Origin of the sequence: Streptomyces flavovariabilis (assembly GCF_000725785.1) — a bacterium.
Taxonomy (GTDB): domain Bacteria; phylum Actinomycetota; class Actinomycetes; order Streptomycetales; family Streptomycetaceae; genus Streptomyces; species Streptomyces hawaiiensis.
The window spans coordinates 103,959-122,918 of record NZ_JNXD01000013.1 but is presented as its reverse complement, the minus strand read 5'-3'; the positions used below and the strand labels follow the sequence as shown (position 1 = coordinate 122,918).

The window sequence follows — 18,960 nt, the reverse complement described above, 5'->3', positions numbered from 1 at the left end:
CGCGACGAGAAAATTTCGCGCCGGGCTGTCACACCTTCCTCCGCCGCTCCGTCAGTGCAGTGACAGCGATGCACCGCCGACACAGGAGGCAGAGATCATGCAGGCACGGATGACGAACCCGGCGTATGTCCTTTCCGGCGCGATGAAGGGCATCGGCACCCTCTTCCAGGCGATCGGGGAGGGCGGTCTGGCGCAGGACGTGGCGGAGATCGTCGGGCTGCGCGCCAGCCAGATCAACGGCTGCGGCGCCTGCGTGCACGGGCACGTGGCCAACCTCCGCAAGGCCGGGGTGGGCGAGGAGCGCATCTCGGCCGTCGCCGCCTGGCGGCACGCTCCCTTCTTCTCGGACGCCGAGCGTGCGGCGCTGAAGCTGACGGAGGCGATGACGCGGCTTTCCGACCTCTCGGGGGAGTCGGTGCCGGACGCGCTGTGGGACGAGGTGGCCGACCACTTCGACGAGAGGGAACTCTCCGCGCTGATCCTCACCGTCTCGGTCACCAACATGTTCAACCGCATCAACACGACCATCCAGGAGCCCGCGGGCACCACTTGGGGCTGATCGCCGTACGGCCTCGCCGTGGACCCCTGACCCCGGTGCGGAGTGTCGCGTTATGAACACTTCCGTCTGATCCACCAAGATGTGCGCGAAATCGTCCCATTTCAGCGCGACTTCCCGTTGGTGTGGTGGAGAGGGGTCCGGATGAGCAGCGCGACGGTGTCACCGCACGGCTTCAGCGCCGTGCGGGGGCGCGGTTACCGTCCCGAGCAGGTCGACGAGTACGCCGAGGCCCTCTCCGCGGATCGGGACGCGGCCTGGGAGAGGGCGGCCCGGCTGACGGTCCTGGCCCGGCAGATGGGCGAGGAACTGGGGCGGCTGCGCGAAGCCGTGGCCCGGCTGGCCCCGCAGCACTACGACACCCTCGGGGAACGGGCGCGACGGCTCTTCGAACTCGGCGAGCAGGAGGCCGCGGCCGTACGGGAGGGGGCGCGGCGGGAGGCGCGGCAACTCGTCGAAGAGGCGCAGGCGTCCGCGGCCGGCGTGCGCGAGTCCGCGCAGGCGCACGCCGATGCCGTACGCGCCGACGCCGATGAACGTGCCCGGCAGCGGCTGCTCGCCGCCCGGGCCGAGGCCGACGAGCTCCGGGTCGCGGCCCGGTGTGAGGCTCAGGAGCAGCGGGGCGAGGCACTGGCCGCGCTTCGGGAGATGCGGGAGCGCACCTCCGGGATGCTGGCCGAGCAGGACAAGGAACGCGCCGACCGGTGGGCGGAGGCGGAACGGGAGGAGACCGCCCGCGCGGCGGCCCTGGACGCGCACCACGAGGAGACGGCGACGCGCGCCGAGGAAGCACTGGCCGAGGCCGAGCAGACCCTCGCCGACGCCGAGGAAACCGCCCGCGACCTGGAGGAAGAGGCCCACGCCCATGCGGCGGAGCTGGTCGCCCAGGCCCGCGAGCACGCGGAGGCCGTGGCGGAGGAGACGGACCGGCTCCTGCGCGAGCACGCCGAGCAACGAGACGACGCCCGCGCCCACATCGACCGTGTCCACACCAGCCTGACGGATTGGGCGGGGCGGGTGGCGGCGGAGTGACGCCGCCAGCGGGGCGCACACGGGAGGCGGCACCGCGGGCCGGCGCTTGTGTGTGACGCGGACCGGCGCTTTACGTGCCGCGGACCCTCGCTCGTACGAGCAGGCGGCTGTCAGCCGTCGGCAGCACAAGGCCGACGGGGACTGCCACCGGCTGCCTCATTCCCCGCAGGGCGCGCACTGATGCCGTACGCGCCCATGCGTTGCGGCGTTCGGCCGGCCAGTCGGCCAGTCGGCCAGTCGGCCAGTCGGCCAGTCGGCCAGTCGGCCAGTCGGCCGGCCCGGTCCGGTTTCCGTGTCAGTCGTCCCTGCGCACCGCCCCCGCCAGGATCCAGGCCTCCACCGCCTCGTACTGGTGGCGCTGCTCCTCCGACTTCCGGCGGCCGGAGGCCATCGTGCCCAGCCAGCCGCAGGCGAAGCCCAGGGGGATGGAGAGCAGGCCCGTGGTGGTGAACGGGAACCAGTTGAAGTCCGCTTCGGGGAAGGCCGAGACCGGTGAGCCGGAGACCAGATTCGTGCCCGGCATCAGCAGCAGGACGGCCAGAGAGCCGCCGATGAGAGTGCTGAGCAGGCCCGTTCGCGTGTAGCGGCGCCAGAAGAGGCTGTAGACCAGCGCGGGCGCGATGGCCGAGGCGCCCAGGCAGAAGGACAGCGTCACCAGCGGTTGCAGGCTGCGGTGCTGGACCTGGGTGGCCAGGAGGATCGCGGGGATGCCCACGGCCAGGGCCGACAGCCGCGCCACGGTCATCTCGCGCCGCGGTGACATCTCCTGCACCCGGGCCGCGAACACGTCGTGCGCGAGGGAGTTGGCGCAGGCCAGGATCATGCCGGCGACGGAGGCGAGCAGCGTGAGGAAGACCGCCGTCGTGACGGTCGTGAACAGGAACGTCTCCGCCGCCGACACGTCCGCGCCGAACGCCGCCTGTGATCCCAGCAGATACGCCGTGTTGCCCTGCGGGTCGACCTGTGCGATCAGCTCCCGCCCGACCAGCGCGGTCGCGCCGAAGCCGACGACGGTGATGACGAGCACGAACAGGGCCACGCCCGACACCGCCCAGGACATCGAACGCCGCACCTGCCGGGCGCTGGACGCGGTGTACATGCGCATGGTGACGTGCGGCAGGACGCCACCGCCGAGGACCACCGTCAGCTGCGCGGTGATCATGTCCAGGTCGGGGTTGGCTCCGCCCGCGAACTGCAGGCCCGAGGAGAGGAACGCCGAGCCCACGCCGCTGTTCTGGGCGGCCGCGGTGAAGAGGGCTCCCGGGTCCCAGTCGAACCGGTGGAGGATCAGTACCGCGACGACCATGCCGGAGCCGAGCAGCATCACGATCTTCAGGATCTGGATGAGGGCGGTGCCCTTCATTCCGCCGATCGCCGCGTAGCTGATCATCAAGGCGCCCACGCCGATGATGCAGCCCGTCTGCAGCGACTCGCCGGAGAAGCCGAGGATGAACGCCATCAGCTGCCCGGTGCCCGCCAGCTGGACCAGCATCAGCGGCAGCAGTGCCGCCAGGGTCACCGCGCAGGCCGCGATGCGGACGGCGCGTCCCGGCATCCGGCGGGTCAGCGCGTCGCCCATGGTGAACCGGCCGGCGTTGCGCAGCGGTTCGGCCAGCAGGAACATCAGCAGCATCAGCGACAGGGCCGTACTCAGTGCCAGCACGATCCCGTCGTAGCCGAACAGGGCGATGACACCGCCGGTGCCGAGGACGGTCGCGGCGGAGATGTAGTCGCCGGCGATCGCCAGGCCGTTGCGCATGGGGGACAGGGAGCTGTAGCCGGTGTAGAACTCGTCCAGGTCGTCCCGGTCCGGGCCCGTCATCACGCACAGCAGCAGCGTGATCGTGGCGACGGAGGAGAAGCCGACGAGGGACATCGCCTGGGCGTTGCCGCTGAACTCGGTGGTCACCGTGCCCCCTCCCGCTTCGCGTCCAGCTCGGCCTGCTTGCGTATGCGGTCCGCGATCGGGTCGACGCGACGGCGGGCGGTCTGCTCGTACAGGGCGATCGCCAGCCAGGTCACGGGGACCTGGACGAGGGCGAGCAGCAGGCCGGTGGGCAGACCGTCGGTGACGGTGCTCGTCATGAACGACGGTGCGAACGCCGACAGGATCAGGAACAGGACGAAGTAGCCGAGCGCCGTGAGGGTGGCCACGCGCCGCTGCCAGCGGTAGGCGCTGCGCAGGACCCGCAGGTCGCTGTGGTGCCCGAGCGCGGCGTGGCGCTGGGGACGCCGGCCGGCCGGTTCGGGCGCCTCCTGCGGCGTCCAGGGGTAGGTGTCGTACGTGTACGGGTCATGGGCCGGGGCCGGACCGGGTGGTCGGTACGGGTGGGACGGGGAGGGGTCGTAGGACATCCCGGTACTCCTTGCGAGGGTTGGATCCGGTGCGGCGGACCGCAGGGAGGTGGGGGGTGGGAGCCACGCACGCTACTTCGGAGCAGGGGACTTGCGCGAGGGTTTCTGCGAACTGATCGGTCGGTATGCGCTTACCTTTCCGACCTCGGGCGTCACCCGCGTCAACTCGGCTTTTCCGCAGTTCCCGGTGTCTCACCTGAGGTGGATCAGCGCCACGGACGCGGGCACTTCGGCGTGATCGTCGAGCGTCGCCCGGAAGGCGAGTCGCCGGTCGGTACGGCGCGCGACCGAACGCCCCGCGAGGACCGTGAAGTTGACGGCGGCCCTCCCTCCGGCCGGCACGTGTATGCGGGTCTCCGGCTGTCCCTGATCCGTCCGCACGGTCCACCCGCCGCCCACCGGACGCGCCGAGACGGTCACCCGGTGGGCGGTGTCGCCTCCACGCGGTAGTGCCCCGGGGGCAGGGCGGGCAGGGTGACCGTGGCGCTGACGTCACCGGCGGCCACGCGCCGGCCGTGGTAGTCGCTCACCACGTACCGCACGCGGCGGGCGCGCGTGGCGTGCCCGTCGAGGGTCAGCCGCAGCCGGGCCGGTGCGCCCTCGTGGTGCCGGGGGACGGACAGTTCGCGCAAGCCCGGGTGCCCGTCCAGGTGGCGCAGGGTGAAGTGGTCCAGGGCCAGGACGTACGCCGGCGCGGCGTCGGCGACGGTCGGTTCGGTGACGCGGAAGGTGAAGGTGTTGGTGCCGCCCCGCAGTTCGACCGTGCCCAGGTCCAGTTCGGACAGGTCGCCCCAGGCGGGCCGCGATTCGTACCAGTGCGGTTGCGAGCGTGCGATCTCGGCGAAAGGGCCGTCGTTCACCGACAGGTGCAGGTAGGAGGCGACGGCCTCGGTGTGCGGCGTCTCGACCGGCGCCGTCGCCACAGCCGTCAGCGCGTGCACCCCGGCCTGGCGGGCGCGCACGGAGTACGTCGCGTACCAGCCGGTCCGCGCAGGGGGTTTCCGGGTCGTCCGTAACCCCAGGTACCGCCCCCCGGCGGCCCGGCGGTCCCTCACCACCGGGATGTTCGTCCGCACCGCGGACTCGCCCTGCACGGTCACCGTCGCATGCGCGGCCGCCCGGGCGGTACCGCCGCTGCCCGCCGCCATCGCCGTGCGCCTGTTGAGGTCCATGCCACCAGCAGACATGCACGGCCCGTCACTCCGCGTCACCCGCGAGAGTGTTCGGGCCCTGAAACGGGTCGGGGTCGTGCCCTAAGGACTGCCGGGGGCGGCGCCGAGGTGCCGGCGCTGGTAGCGGACCCCGGGCTGTCCGCCCACCGTCGTGTTCTCCACCCGCGTGAAGCCGTTACGGGCCAGGACCCTCATGGAAGCCGGGTTGGCCAGGGTCGTGACCGCGGTGAGGGACGTCAGACCGTAGTCGGCGGCGGCCAGCCTGCACACCTGCGCGACGGCTGCCGTCGCCACGCCCCGGCCGGCGGCCTGTTCGCCGACGCGGTAGCCGAGTTCGGCGCTGCCGTCCACCAGGTCCATCAGGTTGACCCGGCCGATCAGCTCGCCGTCCTCCCCGAGGACTACATGGAAGCGGCACACGCGCGCGTGCTGCTCGTCGAGGAGCGCCCGGTGGCGTTCGGTGAAACCCTCGGGTGTGAAGTAGGCGTCCCCGCGGTCCGGCACCGTGCGGGCGAAGTACGCCCGGTTCTCCCGCTCGAAGGCCAGCAGCGCGTCAGCGTGATCCGCCCTGAGGGGCTCCAAGGTCACCATGAGCGGGAGCATACGGACGGTCAGTCGTTCAGCACCGGGAATTTCCGGGGTGCCAGGAACAGCAGCACCAGGAACGCCAGGGCCGCCGCGCACGCCGCGCCCAGATAGACCGCGTGCACCGCCTCGGCGATGGCCCGCCGGGTCGCCTCCGGCGCGCTGCCCGAGTCGAGCGCCCGCGTCACCGAGTCGAGGTCGCCCGCGCCGCCGAGCCGCGCGGCCAGCACCCCGTTGGCGACCGCCCCGAACACCGTCGCGCCGATCGTCTGCCCGGTCTGACGGCAGAACAGCACCGACGCGGTCGCCGTACCGCGCTCCGCCCATTCCACCGTCGACTGCACACCGACGATGAGCGGCAGCTGGAACAGGCCCAGCGCGGCACCGAGCAGCAGCATCAGCAGCGTCGGCTGCCACGCCTGCCCGGGGTAGGGCAGGAAGGGGAACGCGAACAGGATCAGCGCGGCCGTGCCGATGCCCAGCATCGCCGTGTTGCGAAAGCCGATCCTGCGGTACACGTGCTGGCTCAGCGCCGCCGACACCGGCCAGCTCAACGTCCACACCGACAGCACGAATCCGGCGGCCACGGGCGCGAGGCCCAGCACCGACTGGGCGTAGGTGGGCAGGAAGACCGACGGCGCGACCATCAGCAGCCCCAGCGCGCCCAGGGCCAGATTGACCGCGGCGATCGTACGGCGCCGCCACACCCACCCGGGGATGATCGGCTCCGCCGCCCGGCGCTCCACCAGCACCACGACCGCGACCAGGGCGAGTCCCGCACCGAACAGGGCCAGTGAGGGCACCGACAGCCACGGCCACGCCACCCCGCCCTGCACCAGGGCCGTGAGCAGGACGCCGCCGCAGGCGAACACCGCGAGCGCGCCCGCCCAGTCCACGCGCGCGTGCGCGGGGGCCTGCCGTTCCGGCTCGTGGAGGTGACGGACGATCAGCCACAGCGCGAGCGCGCCGATCGGCAGGTTGATCAGGAAGATCCAGCGCCAGTCCGCGTAGGTGGCGAGCACCCCGCCGAGCCCCGGGCCGGCGACCGCGGACACCGCCCACACCGTCGACAGCTTCGACTGGATCTTGGGGCGGTCCTTCAGCGGGTACAGGTCGGCGGCGAGCGTCTGCACCGTGCCCTGGAGCGCGCCGCCGCCCAGGCCCTGCACGACACGGAAGGCGATGAGCGCCCCCATGTTCCAGGCCAGCGCGCACAGCAGGGACCCCAGGAGGAAGATGACCGACCCCGCTATGAGGACCGGTTTGCGGCCGAAGGTGTCGGAGAGCTTGCCGTACAGGGGCAGGGTGACGGTCACGGCCAGCAGGTAGCCGGAGAACAGCCAGGAGAAGACGGAGAAACCGCCGAGGTCCCCGACGATCTGCGGGACGGCGGTCGAGACGATGGTGGCGTCGAGGGCGGCCAGCGCCATCGAGAGCATCAGCGCCGCGACGACGGCTCCGCGCCGTCCGGTCGTGGCGGGACGTGCGGCCTCGCGTGCCGCGGAACTGGTGCCGCCCACTCCGGTCCTCCCCCTCGCCCCGGCCACACCCTCGCCCCGGGTCCCGTCGCTTGCCTGCCCCTTGCACCTACCTGCCGCGCAACAGCTTCCCACTTGACCCTGACGCAGCGGGAGGGTGGAGCCTGAGTGGGCCGACGGGTGGAGCGAACCCTGAGACGGTCTCCACCCTTCGGTGGACTGCCCCTAGGGGTACCTCCGTACTACGACCTGGGGAGGGTTCGTACCGACGGAGGACGAGACGGGCCGGGGGCTTTCCTTAACCTGGCTTTACGCCGCCGGGGGGCGGTTTTGCACACCGGCGGGGGTGGGGTTTTCCACAGCAAAAGACTGCGCTGAACACCAGGGCGCGGAACCCCTCCCCGCCGCAAGACTGAACGCGTCGGACGGATTCCTGGTCCGGCACCACGCACAGCGGCTGTCGACCAGGCGACCGCCTTCACCATCTGCTGACCGATATAGGAGACATACCGTGACTTCGGCTGTAACCATTCCCAGGCACGGGGGCACTGGAGGGCGTACGGCCGTTGCCGCGCGGGCGCGGCAGGTCGTGAAGGCGTACGGATCCGGTGAGACCCGCGTCGTCGCCCTCGACCACGTCGATGTGGACATCGCACGCGGCCAGTTCACCGCGATCATGGGTCCCTCGGGATCCGGCAAGTCCACGCTCATGCACTGCCTGGCCGGGCTCGACACCGTGACGAGCGGCCAGATCTACCTCGACGAGACCGAGATCACCGGTCTGAAGGACAAGAAGCTCACGCGGCTGCGCCGGGACCGGATCGGGTTCATCTTCCAGGCGTTCAACCTGCTGCCGACACTGAACGCGATCGAGAACATCACCCTGCCCATGGACATCGCGGGCCGCAAGCCGGACAAGGAGTGGCTGACGCGGGTCGTGGAGACCGTCGGGCTCGCCGACCGCCTCAAGCACCGGCCCACTCAGCTGTCCGGCGGCCAGCAGCAGCGCGTCGCCGTGGCGCGGGCCCTCGCCGCCCGGCCCGAGATCATCTTCGGGGACGAGCCGACCGGAAACCTCGACTCCCGAGCCGGCGCCGAGGTCCTCGGCTTCCTGCGCCGGTCCGTCGACGAACTGGGCCAGACCATCGTGATGGTCACCCACGACCCGGTCGCCGCGAGCTACGCGGACCGCGTGCTGTACCTCGCCGACGGCCGCATCGTCGACGAGATGTACAAGCCGACCGCCGAGGCCGTCCTCGACCGTATGAAGGACTTCGACGCCCGGGGGCGCACGTCATGACCGTCATGAAGACCTCGATGCGCAACTTCTTCGCGCACAAGGGGCGGATGGCGCTCTCCGCGATCGCCGTCCTGCTGTCGGTCGCCTTCGTCTGCGGCACGCTCGTCTTCACGGACACCATGTCGACGACGTTCGACAAGCTCTTCGCGGCCACCTCCTCCGACGTGACGGTGAGCGCCAAGGGCGCCTCCGACAGCGGTGAGACGACCGCCGACAACGGCAAGCCGCCGGTCATGCCGGCCTCCGTGCTCGGCGAGGTCCGCAAGGCGCAGGGCGTGAAGTCCGCCGAAGGCACCGTGTTCTCCACCTCGGTGACCGTCGTCGACGCCGACAAGGACAGTCTGTCGCCCACCAGCGGTGGCCCGACCATCGTCGGCAGCTGGAACGCCAACGAGGCCCGCACCATGAAGATCACCTCAGGTGCGGCGCCCGAGAGCGCCGACCAGATCATGGTCGACGCCGACACCGCCGACAAGCACGACCTGAAGCTCGGTGACGAGATCGGCGTGATCAGCGCCGTCGGCACCCACACCACGAAGATCTCCGGCATCGCCGACTTCACCGTCACCAACCCCGGCGCCGCGATCTTCTACCTCGACACCAAGACCGCCCAGCAGACCCTGGTCGGCGAGAGCAACGTCTACACCAACGTCAACGTCACCGCGGCCGCCGGCGTCAGCGACGCGCAGCTGAAGAAGAACGTCACAGCCGAACTCGGCGGCGACTTCCAGGTGAAGACGGCCAAGGAGACCGCCGACGCCAACCAGAAGGACGTCGCGGGCTTCATGAACGTCATGAAGTACGCGATGCTCGGCTTCGCCGGGATCGCCTTCCTCGTCGGCATCTTCCTGATCATCAACACCTTCTCCATGCTGGTCGCCCAGCGCACCCGGGAGATCGGCCTGATGCGGGCCATCGGCTCCTCCCGCAAACAGGTCAACCGCTCCGTGCTGGCCGAGGCGCTGCTGCTCGGAGTCGTCGGCTCGGTGCTCGGCGTCGCCGCGGGCGTCGGCCTCGCCGTCGGCCTGATGAAACTCATGGGCCAGATGGGCATGGAACTGTCCACCGACGACCTCACAGTGGCCTGGACGACCCCCGTGGTCGGCCTCGTCCTCGGCGTGATCGTCACCGTGCTGGCCGCCTACCTGCCCGCCCGGCGCGCCGGCAAGATCTCCCCGATGGCCGCACTGCGCGACGCGGGAGCCCCCGCCGACGCCAGGGCCGGCTGGATCCGCGGTGTGATCGGCACAGTCCTCACCGGTGCCGGCGTCGTCGCCCTGTACCTGACCGCGGAGGCCGACAAGGCCACCGAGGGCTCGCTCTGGCTCGGCCTCGGTGTGGTGCTGTCGCTGATCGGCTTCGTCGTCATCGGACCGCTGCTCGCCGGCGCCGTGGTCCGCGTCCTGGGCGCCGTCCTGCTGCGGATGTTCGGCCCCGTGGGCCGCATGGCCGAGCGCAACGCCCTGCGCAACCCGCGCCGCACCGGCGCGACGGGCGCCGCGCTGATGATCGGCCTGGCCCTGGTGGCGTGCCTGTCCGTGGTCGGCTCCTCCATGGTGGCCTCCGCCACCGACCAGCTCGACAAGACCGTCGGCACCGACTTCATCATCCAGTCCGACAGCGGCCAGCTGGTCACCCCGCAGGCGGTCAAGGCGGTGAAGTCGTCGCCGGACCTGGCGCGGGTCACCGAGTACAAGTGGACCAAGGCCGACTTCACCACCCCTGACGGCAAGACGCTCAAGGACACCGCGATCACGGCGGCCGACCCGTCGTACGCGACCGACCTGCGCACCGAGACGGTCGCAGGCAAGCTCCCCGACGCCTACAAGCCCGACTCGATGTCGGTCCACGAGAAGTTCGCCAAGGACCACGGCATCAGCCTCGGCTCCAAGATCAAGGTCGCCTTCAAGGACGGCTCCGCCGCCGACCTGACGGTCCGGGCGATCACCAGCAGCGATGTCGTGATCGACGCCGGCGCGATGTACATGTCCATCTCGACGATGGCCAAGTACGTCCCCGCCGACAAGATGCCGCTGGACTCGCTGGTCTTCGCCAGCGCCAAGGAAGGGCAGCAGGACGCCGCCTACAAGTCCCTGAAGTCGGCGCTGCACGACTACCCGCAGTACACCGTGCGCGACCAGACCGACTACAAGGACGCCCTCAAGGACCAGATCGGCCAGCTGCTCAACATGATCTACGGCCTGCTGGCCCTGGCGATCATCGTCGCCATCCTGGGCGTGGTGAACACCCTGGCCCTGTCGGTGGTGGAGCGCACCCGGGAGATCGGCCTGATGCGGGCGATCGGCCTCTCCCGCCGCCAGCTGCGCCGCATGATCCGCATGGAGTCGGTCGTCATCGCCCTCTTCGGCGCCCTGCTGGGCCTCGGACTGGGCATGGGCTGGGGCGCCACGGCGCAGCAGCTGCTCGCCCTGGAGGGCCTGATGGTCCTGGAGATCCCCTGGCCGACGATCATCGGCGTCTTCATCAGCTCGGCGTTCGTGGGCCTGTTCGCGGCACTCATCCCGGCGTTCCGGGCGGGCCGGATGAACGTCCTGAACGCGATCGCGACGGAGTAGCCGGCCCCTGCCGCCCGAGAACCACCGCACACGGGGGTTGCGGAGGACGGGCCCGCCCCGGAGGTCATCACCTCCGGGGCGGGCCCGGCGGCGTGTCGGACGGGACGTGTGTACAGCGGGCTGCGCCGGACGCCGCCGGGTTTCTTGCGGGTTCGGGCCGGAGGGCCCTGCGCCCGTTCGGGCCCCTTGCGGCCGGGCCGAAGGGCCCTGCGCGCGTCAGCCCCCGGCCGCCGGCACCCGCTGGAGGACCACGTACCCGCCCGCCTCGCCCGCGACGGCGTACTCGGCGAGCGGGTGCAGCTTCCGGGCGTAGCCCACGGGGTCGCGGTACTTGTCGCCGATGTTCTCCAGGGCGATGTACTCCGGGGTGACGCCCTGCGTGCCGCCGAGCCAGAAGACCCGGCAGCGCGAGGTGAGGCGGCTGATCGGGCCGATGTCGGCCTCGACGGTGGCGTCGTCGGGGATCCGCGCGAGCAGCCGTTCCACGCCGGACACCGCGGCGGGCTTGCGGTAGACCTCGGCCTCGGTGAGCTGCGCCAGCGGCAGCGACGTGGTCAGCGCCAGTGCCGCCGCGGCGACCGCGGCCGGCAGCTGAGCGGCGTAGGAAGCAAGCCACGCGCGCGTGCTGCGGCGAACGGCCGGGAGCGCGTCGGCGAGGGCGAGGAAGACGACCGGCATCAGAACCGCGCTGTAGTGCCAGTCGGTGCCCCAGTAGTGCGCGTCGCCGGAGAGGAACCGCCAGCCGAGCGTCGGCAGCGCGACCAGCAGCAGCGGCGAGCGCAGGGCCAGCAGGCCCGAGGTCGGGACCAGCAGCCAGGCGAGCGTGCGCAGCTTGGTGCCGGCGCCGTCGAAGGGACCGCCCGCATCACTGACCTTGGTCCAGTAGTCGTAGCCGCCCGAGGTGTTGAACGAGGGGATGACCAGTGTCAGGACGAGCACCGTCGCCGCCACGCCGAACACCGCCACGCCGAGCGCGTACCGAACCGTCCGCGGCGACGAACCGCGCACCCGCCAGGCGACGGCGAAGGCGATCGCGGCCAGCGTCAGCCCCAGGTCCTCCTTCACCAGCACCAGAGGCAGCGCCCACCACAGGGCCGCGCGCGGGCGCCGCGCGAGGAGGGCCTCCAGGGAGAACGCGATCAGCGGAACGGCGAAACAGATCTCGTGGAAGTCGAAGTCGACGGCCCGCTGCATCCCCCACGACAGCCCGTACGCGAGACCGAGCGCGAGCCCGCGGCGGCGGCCCAGGAGCCGGGTGGCGGCCCGCGTGACCGGAACAGCGGAGAGCGCGAAGAGCGCGGCCTGCGCGGCCAGCAGCGTGACCGGCGAGGGGAACAGCCGGTACAGCGGCGCGAGCAGGGCGGTCACCGGGCTGAAGTGGTCACCGAGGATGACGAACCCCGGCCCCTTGAGGTCGGCCACCGGCGCCCGCAACCGCGCGTAGGCGCGCACGACCTGCTCGAAGATGCCCAGGTCCCACGACAGGGTGGTCATGTGCCGGTAGCGGCCGACGGAGACGACCGTGTAGGCGGCGAAGAGGGCTGCCGCGAGGATCCACGGCTCACCCCGCGCGCGGCCGGGGCGCCGGCCCCCCGGGGGATGGGTGACCGGGGTCGGTATGGAGGGTGGTGAGACCTGGAGGGTGGGGGCAGGCATGCCGTGCCTTAGGGGTGCGGTGAGTGGCCGGAAGCGGCGTCCGGCCGATCATGCCGGGGCGAAAACAGCGGGTGGAGGTGATGTTGTGAAGGTTGGGCGGCCGAATCCCCACTTGGCCGACTGCGTACCGTGGGACCACGTGCCACAAGCCCGGCGCGCCTCCCGGGAGCCGGCGGTGCGAGCGCATGTTCGCCCCGGGGAGAACGGGCGATATCCACAGGCCCGCCGCGCGGGCGCGCATCGTCGTACGCTGGAGACCCCCCGGCCCGCGGCGCGCGTCGGGCCCGTCGTGTTGCCCACCTCTGGACGGAAAAAGCCCCCATGAGCCTGCACGGTCTGCTCGACGCCGTAGTCAAGGACGCCGCGCTCGCGGAAGCGATCAAGGCGGCCGAAGACGGCAACCGCATGCATGTCGACCTGGTCGGCCCCCCTGCGGCCCGCCCCTTCGCGGTCGCCGCCCTGGCCCGTGACACGGGCCGCCCGGTGCTGGCGGTCACGGCGACCGGCCGTGAGGCGGAGGACCTGGCCGCCGCCCTGCGCTCCCTCCTCCCGGCCGAGGAGGTCGTGGAGTACCCGTCCTGGGAGACGCTCCCGCACGAGCGGCTCAGCCCCCGCAGTGACACCGTGGGCCGTCGCCTGGCCGTGCTGCGCCGCCTGGCCCACCCCCGCCCCGACGACCCGGAGACCGGCCCGGTCTCGGTCGTCGTCGCGCCCGTCCGGTCCGTGCTCCAGCCGCAGGTCAAGGGTCTCGGCGACCTGGAACCGGTCGCACTGCGGACCGGGCAGAGCACCGACCTCAACGAGATCGTCGAAGCCCTCGCGGCAGCCGCCTACGCGCGCGTGGAGCTCGTCGAGAAGCGCGGCGAGTTCGCCGTGCGCGGCGGCATCCTCGACGTGTTCCCGCCCACCGAGGAGCACCCCCTGCGCGTCGAGTTCTGGGGTGACGACGTCGAGGAGATCCGCTACTTCAAGGTCGCCGACCAGCGCTCCCTCGAAGTCGCCGACCACGGCCTGTGGGCGCCGCCGTGCCGCGAGCTGCTGCTCACCGAGGACGTCCGCACGCGCGCGCGTGCCCTGGCCGAACAGCACCCCGAGCTCGGCGAGCTCCTCGGCAAGATCGCCGAGGGCATCGCCGTGGAGGGCATGGAGTCCCTCGCCCCGGTCCTGGTCGACGACATGGAGCTGCTGCTGGACGTGCTGCCCAAGGGCGCCATGGCCGTGGTGTGCGACCCGGAGCGGGTGCGCACGCGCGCGTCGGACCTCGTGGCCACCTCGCAGGAGTTCCTGCAGGCCTCCTGGGCGGCCACCGCAGGCGGCGGCGAGGCGCCCATCGACGTCGGCGCGGCCTCCCTGTGGTCCATCGCGGACGTCCGGGAGCGGGCCCGCGAGCTGGACATGATGTGGTGGTCGGTGTCGCCGTTCGCCGCGGACGAGACGCTCACATCCGCCGCTGACGCGACGGGCGACGCGGACACGCTCAAGTTCGGCATGCACGCCCCGGAGACCTACCGCGGGGACACCGCCAAAGCTCTCGCCGACACCAAGGGCTGGCTCGCCGACGGCTGGCGCACGGTGTTCGTCACCGAAGGCCACGGCCCGGCGGCCCGTACGGTCGAGGTGCTGGGCGGCGAGGGCATCGCGGCCCGCCTCGACTCCGACCTCGCCGAGATCTCCCCGTCCGTCGTGCACGTGGCGTGCGGCTCCATCGAGCACGGCTTCGTCGACGCGGTCCTCAGACTCGCCGTCCTCACCGAGACGGACCTGTCGGGCCAGAAGGCTTCCGGCCGCGAGGGCGTTCGGATGCCGGCCCGCCGCCGCAAGACCATCGACCCGCTCACCCTGGAGCCGGGTGACTACATCGTCCACGAGCAGCACGGCGTGGGCCGCTACATCGAGATGGTGCAGCGCACCGTGCAGGGCGCCACCCGCGAGTACCTGGTCGTCGAGTACGCCCCCGCCAAGCGCGGCCAGCCCGGCGACCGCCTCTACATCCCGACCGACCAGCTGGAGCAGATCACCAAGTACGTCGGCGGCGAGGCGCCCACGCTGCACCGCCTCGGCGGCGCCGACTGGACCAAGACGAAGGCCCGCGCGAAGAAGGCCGTCAAGGAGATCGCCGCCGACCTCATCAAGCTGTACAGCGCGCGCATGGCCGCCCCCGGACACGCCTTCGGCGCGGACACCCCCTGGCAGCGCGAACTGGAGGACGCCTTCCCCTACGCGGAGACGCCCGACCAGCTCACCACCATCGCCGAGGTCAAGGAGGACATGGAGAAGACGGTCCCGATGGACCGTCTGATCTGCGGCGACGTCGGCTACGGCAAGACCGAGATCGCGGTCCGCGCCGCCTTCAAGGCCGTCCAGGACGGCAAGCAGGTGGCCGTCCTGGTGCCCACCACCCTGCTGGTGCAGCAGCATTTCGGGACGTTCAGCGAGCGGTACGCGCAGTTCCCGGTGAGCGTGAAGGCCCTGTCCCGCTTCCAGACCGACACCGAGGCCAAGGCGGTCCTGGAGGGCCTGCGCGAGGGCTCGGTCGACATCGTCATCGGCACGCACCGGCTGTTCTCGTCCGAGACGAAGTTCAAGGACCTGGGCCTGGTCATCGTCGACGAGGAGCAGCGCTTCGGTGTCGAGCACAAGGAGCAGCTGAAGAAGCTCCGGGCCAACGTCGACGTGCTGACCATGTCCGCGACCCCGATCCCCAGGACGCTGGAGATGGCGGTCACGGGCATCCGCGAGATGTCGACGATCACCACCCCGCCGGAGGAGCGCCACCCGGTGCTCACCTTCGTCGGCCCCTACGAGGAGAAGCAGATCGGCGCCGCGATCCGCCGTGAGCTGCTGCGCGAGGGCCAGGTCTTCTACATCCACAACCGCGTCGAGTCGATCGACCGCGCGGCGGCCCGGCTGCGCGAGATCGTCCCCGAGGCGCGCATCGCCACCGCGCACGGCCAGATGTCGGAGTCGGCACTGGAGCAGGTCGTCGTCGACTTCTGGGAGAAGAAGTTCGACGTGCTGGTGTCCACGACGATCGTGGAGTCCGGCATCGACATCTCCAACGCCAACACCCTGATCGTGGAGCGCGGCGACAACTTCGGCCTGTCCCAGCTCCACCAGCTGCGCGGCCGGGTGGGCCGGAGCCGCGAGCGCGGCTACGCCTACTTCCTCTACCCGCCGGAGAAGCCACTGACCGAGACCGCGCACGAGCGGCTCGCGACCATCGCCCAGCACACGGAGATGGGAGCCGGTATGTACGTGGCCATGAAGGACCTGGAGATCCGCGGCGCGGGCAACCTCCTCGGCGGCGAGCAGTCCGGCCACATCGCGGGCGTCGGCTTCGACCTGTACGTGCGGATGGTCGGCGAGGCCGTCGCCGACTACCGGCGCCAGCTGGAGACCGGCGCGATCGAGGAGGAGCCGCCGCTCGAGGTCAAGATCGAGCTGCCCGTCGACGCGCACGTCCCGCACGACTACGCCCCCGGCGAGCGCCTCAGGCTCCAGGCGTACCGCGCCATCGCCTCCGCCAACTCGGAGGAGGACATCAAGGCGGTCCGCGAGGAACTCGTCGACCGCTACGGCAAGCTGCCCGAACCGGTGGAGAACCTGCTGCTCGTCGCGGGCCTGCGCATGTTCGCGCGCGCGTGCGGCGTCGGCGAGATCGTGCTGCAGGGCAACAACATCCGGTTCGCCCCGGTGGAGTTGCGCGAGTCCCAGGAGCTGCGCGTCAAGCGGCTGTACCCCGGGGTCGTCATCAAGCCTGCGGCGCACCAGGTGCTGGTGCCGCGCCCGAAGACCGCGAAGGTGGGCGGGAAGCCACTGGTCGGGCGGGAGTTGCTGGCGTGGGTCGGGGAGTTCCTCACCTCGGTGCTGGGGTCCTGACGCCGGATCCGCCGAAGCCCCGTCTGGCCACCGGCCGTACGTGCGCGCCGGTGGCCAGACGCTGTACGGCACCCTGCGGGTGCGGGTGGTCTCACGCCGGGCCACGGCTGGTGGTACGCGCGTACCGGCGGTCTCGTCCCGGGCAGTGCGTGCCGCCGCCCGGTCCTTGGACACGGGGATGTCGTACGGGGATGCCATGCGGGGCGACCGAAGGGGGCGGCCGGGCTCCGGACAGGGCAAGCCGCCCGCGGGAGATGCGTCCGGATCTCCGCGGACGGCCTGGAGTCGAAGGCGTTACTGCTGTTCGGGCCGGTTGCGGTCGCGGTCGCGGTCCATGCCCAGCGAGTCCTCGGCGCGCTGCTGGCCGGAGTCGACCTGGTCTTCGTACTTGCCGCCGGTCCTCTCGTTCATCCGCTGTTCCGCGGTGTCAGAGCCTTGCTTGCCCTTGTTCCGCGCCTGGCTCTTGAACTTGTCGAAGATGCCCATGCAAACATCCCTCCGGAGGTGACTCAGAACCGACGATACGCGCGAGATGCGAAGTATGCGCATTGAGGCCCGATGTGGTCTGAACCTCTTCCTCGCTACCGTGGGCTCCGGCACGGGCCGCCCGTGCCGGAGCGGAACAGGCAGACAGGGGAGGGGCGCACGGTGACGCGTCTGAGGGGCAGGACGGCACTGGCTGTCGCGATGGTGATCACCGGTTCGGCACTGGCCGGCTGCGAGGGCCTGGCCCCGCCCGCGGACGGCGGCGGGCCCTCCGGCTCCGGCGCCCCGGCCGTCGGCGACGGCCGGGCCGTGAACCCGCTGGACAACCCGGACGGCACGAAGCCGGGGATGGCGGCGATCACTTCCCGCGCGGACAGGGAGAGGGCGCGTGCCCTGATCGACAAGGTGGCGACGAAGGGCCGCGGCCCCAGGACGGGCTACGAACGGGACAAGTTCGGCTATGCCTGGATGGACTCGGCACCGCGCGACGTCCCCTTCTCCCGCAACGGCTGCGACACGCGGAACGACCTCCTGAAGCGAGACGGCGAGGAGCTGCGCTTCCGGTCGGGCTCGGACTGTGTCGTCACCTCGCTGACGCTGCACGACCCGTACACCGGGAAGTCCATCGAGTGGACCAAGTCCCATGCGATCAAGGTCCAGATAGACCACGTCATGCCGCTGTCGTACGACTGGCAGATGGGCGCTTCGCGCTGGACGGAGGACAAGCGGGAGTCCATCGCCAACGACCCGCTCAACCTCGTCCCGGTGGACGGGCCGACCAACGGCTCGAAGGGAGACTCCGGTCCGGCGTCCTGGCTGCCCCCGAACAAGCAGATCCGCTGCGCCTACTCGGTGCGCTTCGCCCAGGTGTCGCTGAAGTACGAACTGCCCGTGACGGCGGCCGACAAGGACATGATGCTGAAGCAGTGCGGCGGGTAGGACACCCCTGCCCGGCGGCCAGGTGGTGTGGATCGGAGAGTGACGGATGCCGAGTGCACTCGTCGCCCTGGCACTCGGCGGACCGGGTGCCCGCTCGGTAATTCGGTTCCGGGCGTCCGCCCCGGTGCCTACGGTGATCACATGCAGCCGAAGATATCGAGCCTCGCCGACCGCCCGGACATGCTGGAGCGGGTCGTCGGGATGGCGGACAGCTGGCCGGAGTTCGTGATCCAGGATCTCGTGGGCGCCGCCCACTTCCCGAGGATCGCCACCGAACTCCCGGAGTACGTCCTGTTCGCCGAGGACGAGCAGGGCGAGGTCGTGGCGAACGCGTTCAGCGTGCCGTTCGCCCTCGGTACCGAGCACCGCGGCCGGCTGCCGGCCAACGGCTGGGACGCGGTGCTGATATGGGCCTTCTCCGATCTGCGGCGGGGAGTCCGGCCCGACACCGTCAGCGCGATCTCGGTCTCCGTCGCCCCGCGGGCTCAGGGCCGCGGCCTGTCCGGGGTGATGCTCTCGGCCATGCGCGACAACGCCCGTGCCCGTGGCTTCCGTGAGGTCGTCGCCCCGGTCCGCCCCAACGCCAAGCACCTGGAACCGCACACGCCGATGGAGGAGTACGCCCACCGTGTGCGCCCCGACGGCCTGCCCCAGGACCCGTGGCTGCGTGTCCATGCCCGGGCCGGAGCCACCATCGACTCGGTGGCACCGGCGTCCATGACGGTGGCCGCACCTCTCGCGGACTGGCGCCGCTGGACGGGCCTGCCCTTCGACACCGACGGCGACGTCGAGGTGCCGGGCGGTCTGGTGCCGGTGCGCTGCGAGCCGGCGCGCGGGTACGCGGTGTACGTCGAGCCCAACGTGTGGATGCGGCACCCCCTGTAGGGCGTGACGGACCGTACGGCCCACGATCGGCTCGGGGGTGGGCCGTTCACACGAAGTGATC

General features: G+C 71.2%; 15 protein-coding genes. 7 read left to right on the top strand and 8 right to left on the bottom strand.

What is annotated here, in order from left to right; all coding sequences use genetic code 11:
- The first annotated feature begins 97 nt into the window (after nt 1-97).
- On the top strand, nt 98-559 hold the full coding sequence (locus tag IO24_RS0123805) for a carboxymuconolactone decarboxylase family protein (protein ID WP_031138620.1): 462 nt from the start codon (nt 98-100) through the stop codon (nt 557-559).
- A gap of 141 nt (nt 560-700) precedes the next feature.
- Nucleotides 701-1,588: a cellulose-binding protein gene (locus tag IO24_RS0123800; RefSeq protein WP_031138618.1), complete on the top strand. Its 888-nt coding sequence runs from the start codon at nt 701-703 to the stop codon at nt 1,586-1,588.
- 295 nt (nt 1,589-1,883) lie between these two features.
- Here IO24_RS0123800 and IO24_RS0123795 read toward each other — a convergent pair whose 3' ends face one another.
- The 6 genes from IO24_RS0123795 to IO24_RS0123770 form a co-directional block, all read right to left on the bottom strand.
- Nucleotides 1,884-3,497 (bottom strand): sodium/solute symporter, encoded by a 1,614-nt coding sequence (locus IO24_RS0123795; RefSeq protein ID WP_031138616.1) that lies wholly within the window; start codon nt 3,495-3,497, stop codon nt 1,884-1,886.
- Nucleotides 3,494-3,943 (bottom strand): DUF485 domain-containing protein, encoded by a 450-nt coding sequence (locus IO24_RS0123790; protein WP_031138614.1) that lies wholly within the window; start codon nt 3,941-3,943, stop codon nt 3,494-3,496. Before IO24_RS0123790 ends, IO24_RS0123795 begins: the two co-directional genes overlap by 4 nt.
- A 192-nt stretch (nt 3,944-4,135) precedes the next feature.
- Nucleotides 4,136-4,285 (bottom strand): hypothetical protein, encoded by a 150-nt coding sequence (locus IO24_RS0123785; protein ID WP_157851288.1) that lies wholly within the window; start codon nt 4,283-4,285, stop codon nt 4,136-4,138.
- Between the two features lie 74 nt (nt 4,286-4,359).
- A complete protein-coding gene (locus tag IO24_RS0123780; protein ID WP_031138610.1) occupies nt 4,360-5,115 on the bottom strand; it encodes a hypothetical protein in 756 nt (251 codons plus the stop codon).
- An 81-nt stretch (nt 5,116-5,196) separates the two neighbouring features.
- A complete protein-coding gene (locus IO24_RS0123775; RefSeq protein ID WP_037668328.1) occupies nt 5,197-5,706 on the bottom strand; it encodes a GNAT family N-acetyltransferase in 510 nt (169 codons plus the stop codon).
- 20 nt (nt 5,707-5,726) lie between these two features.
- A complete protein-coding gene (locus IO24_RS0123770) occupies nt 5,727-7,220 on the bottom strand; it encodes an MFS transporter (protein WP_031138606.1) in 1,494 nt (497 codons plus the stop codon).
- Nucleotides 7,221-7,689: 469 nt separating this feature from the next.
- On the opposite strand from IO24_RS0123770, the gene IO24_RS0123765 reads away from it, so the two are divergent.
- On the top strand, nt 7,690-8,478 hold the full coding sequence (locus IO24_RS0123765) for an ABC transporter ATP-binding protein (protein ID WP_031138604.1): 789 nt from the start codon (nt 7,690-7,692) through the stop codon (nt 8,476-8,478).
- Nucleotides 8,475-11,054 (top strand): ABC transporter permease, encoded by a 2,580-nt coding sequence (locus IO24_RS0123760; RefSeq protein ID WP_031138603.1) that lies wholly within the window; start codon nt 8,475-8,477, stop codon nt 11,052-11,054. The genes IO24_RS0123765 and IO24_RS0123760 overlap by 4 nt, the downstream gene beginning before the upstream one ends.
- A 216-nt stretch (nt 11,055-11,270) precedes the next feature.
- On the opposite strand, the gene IO24_RS0123755 is transcribed toward IO24_RS0123760, so the two are convergent.
- The gene (locus tag IO24_RS0123755) at nt 11,271-12,710 is read right to left on the bottom strand and encodes a DUF2079 domain-containing protein (protein ID WP_031138600.1); all 1,440 of its coding nucleotides are present in this window, start codon (nt 12,708-12,710) and stop codon (nt 11,271-11,273) included.
- A 321-nt stretch (nt 12,711-13,031) separates the two neighbouring features.
- On the opposite strand from IO24_RS0123755, the gene mfd reads away from it, so the two are divergent.
- Nucleotides 13,032-16,589 carry a transcription-repair coupling factor gene (mfd, locus tag IO24_RS0123750; protein WP_031138598.1) on the top strand — a complete coding sequence of 1,186 codons (3,558 nt, stop codon included), beginning with the start codon at nt 13,032-13,034 and terminating at the stop codon, nt 16,587-16,589.
- A 294-nt stretch (nt 16,590-16,883) separates the two neighbouring features.
- On the opposite strand, the gene IO24_RS0123745 is transcribed toward mfd, so the two are convergent.
- Nucleotides 16,884-17,075 (bottom strand): antitoxin, encoded by a 192-nt coding sequence (locus IO24_RS0123745; RefSeq protein WP_031138596.1) that lies wholly within the window; start codon nt 17,073-17,075, stop codon nt 16,884-16,886.
- A 162-nt stretch (nt 17,076-17,237) separates the two neighbouring features.
- On the opposite strand from IO24_RS0123745, the gene IO24_RS0123740 reads away from it, so the two are divergent.
- Together IO24_RS0123740 and IO24_RS0123735 are read left to right on the top strand one after the other, a co-directional pair.
- The gene (locus IO24_RS0123740; protein ID WP_031138594.1) at nt 17,238-18,014 is read left to right on the top strand and encodes an HNH endonuclease family protein; all 777 of its coding nucleotides are present in this window, start codon (nt 17,238-17,240) and stop codon (nt 18,012-18,014) included.
- A gap of 141 nt (nt 18,015-18,155) precedes the next feature.
- Nucleotides 18,156-18,899: a GNAT family N-acetyltransferase gene (locus tag IO24_RS0123735; protein WP_031138592.1), complete on the top strand. Its 744-nt coding sequence runs from the start codon at nt 18,156-18,158 to the stop codon at nt 18,897-18,899.
- Nucleotides 18,900-18,960 lie beyond the last annotated feature (61 nt).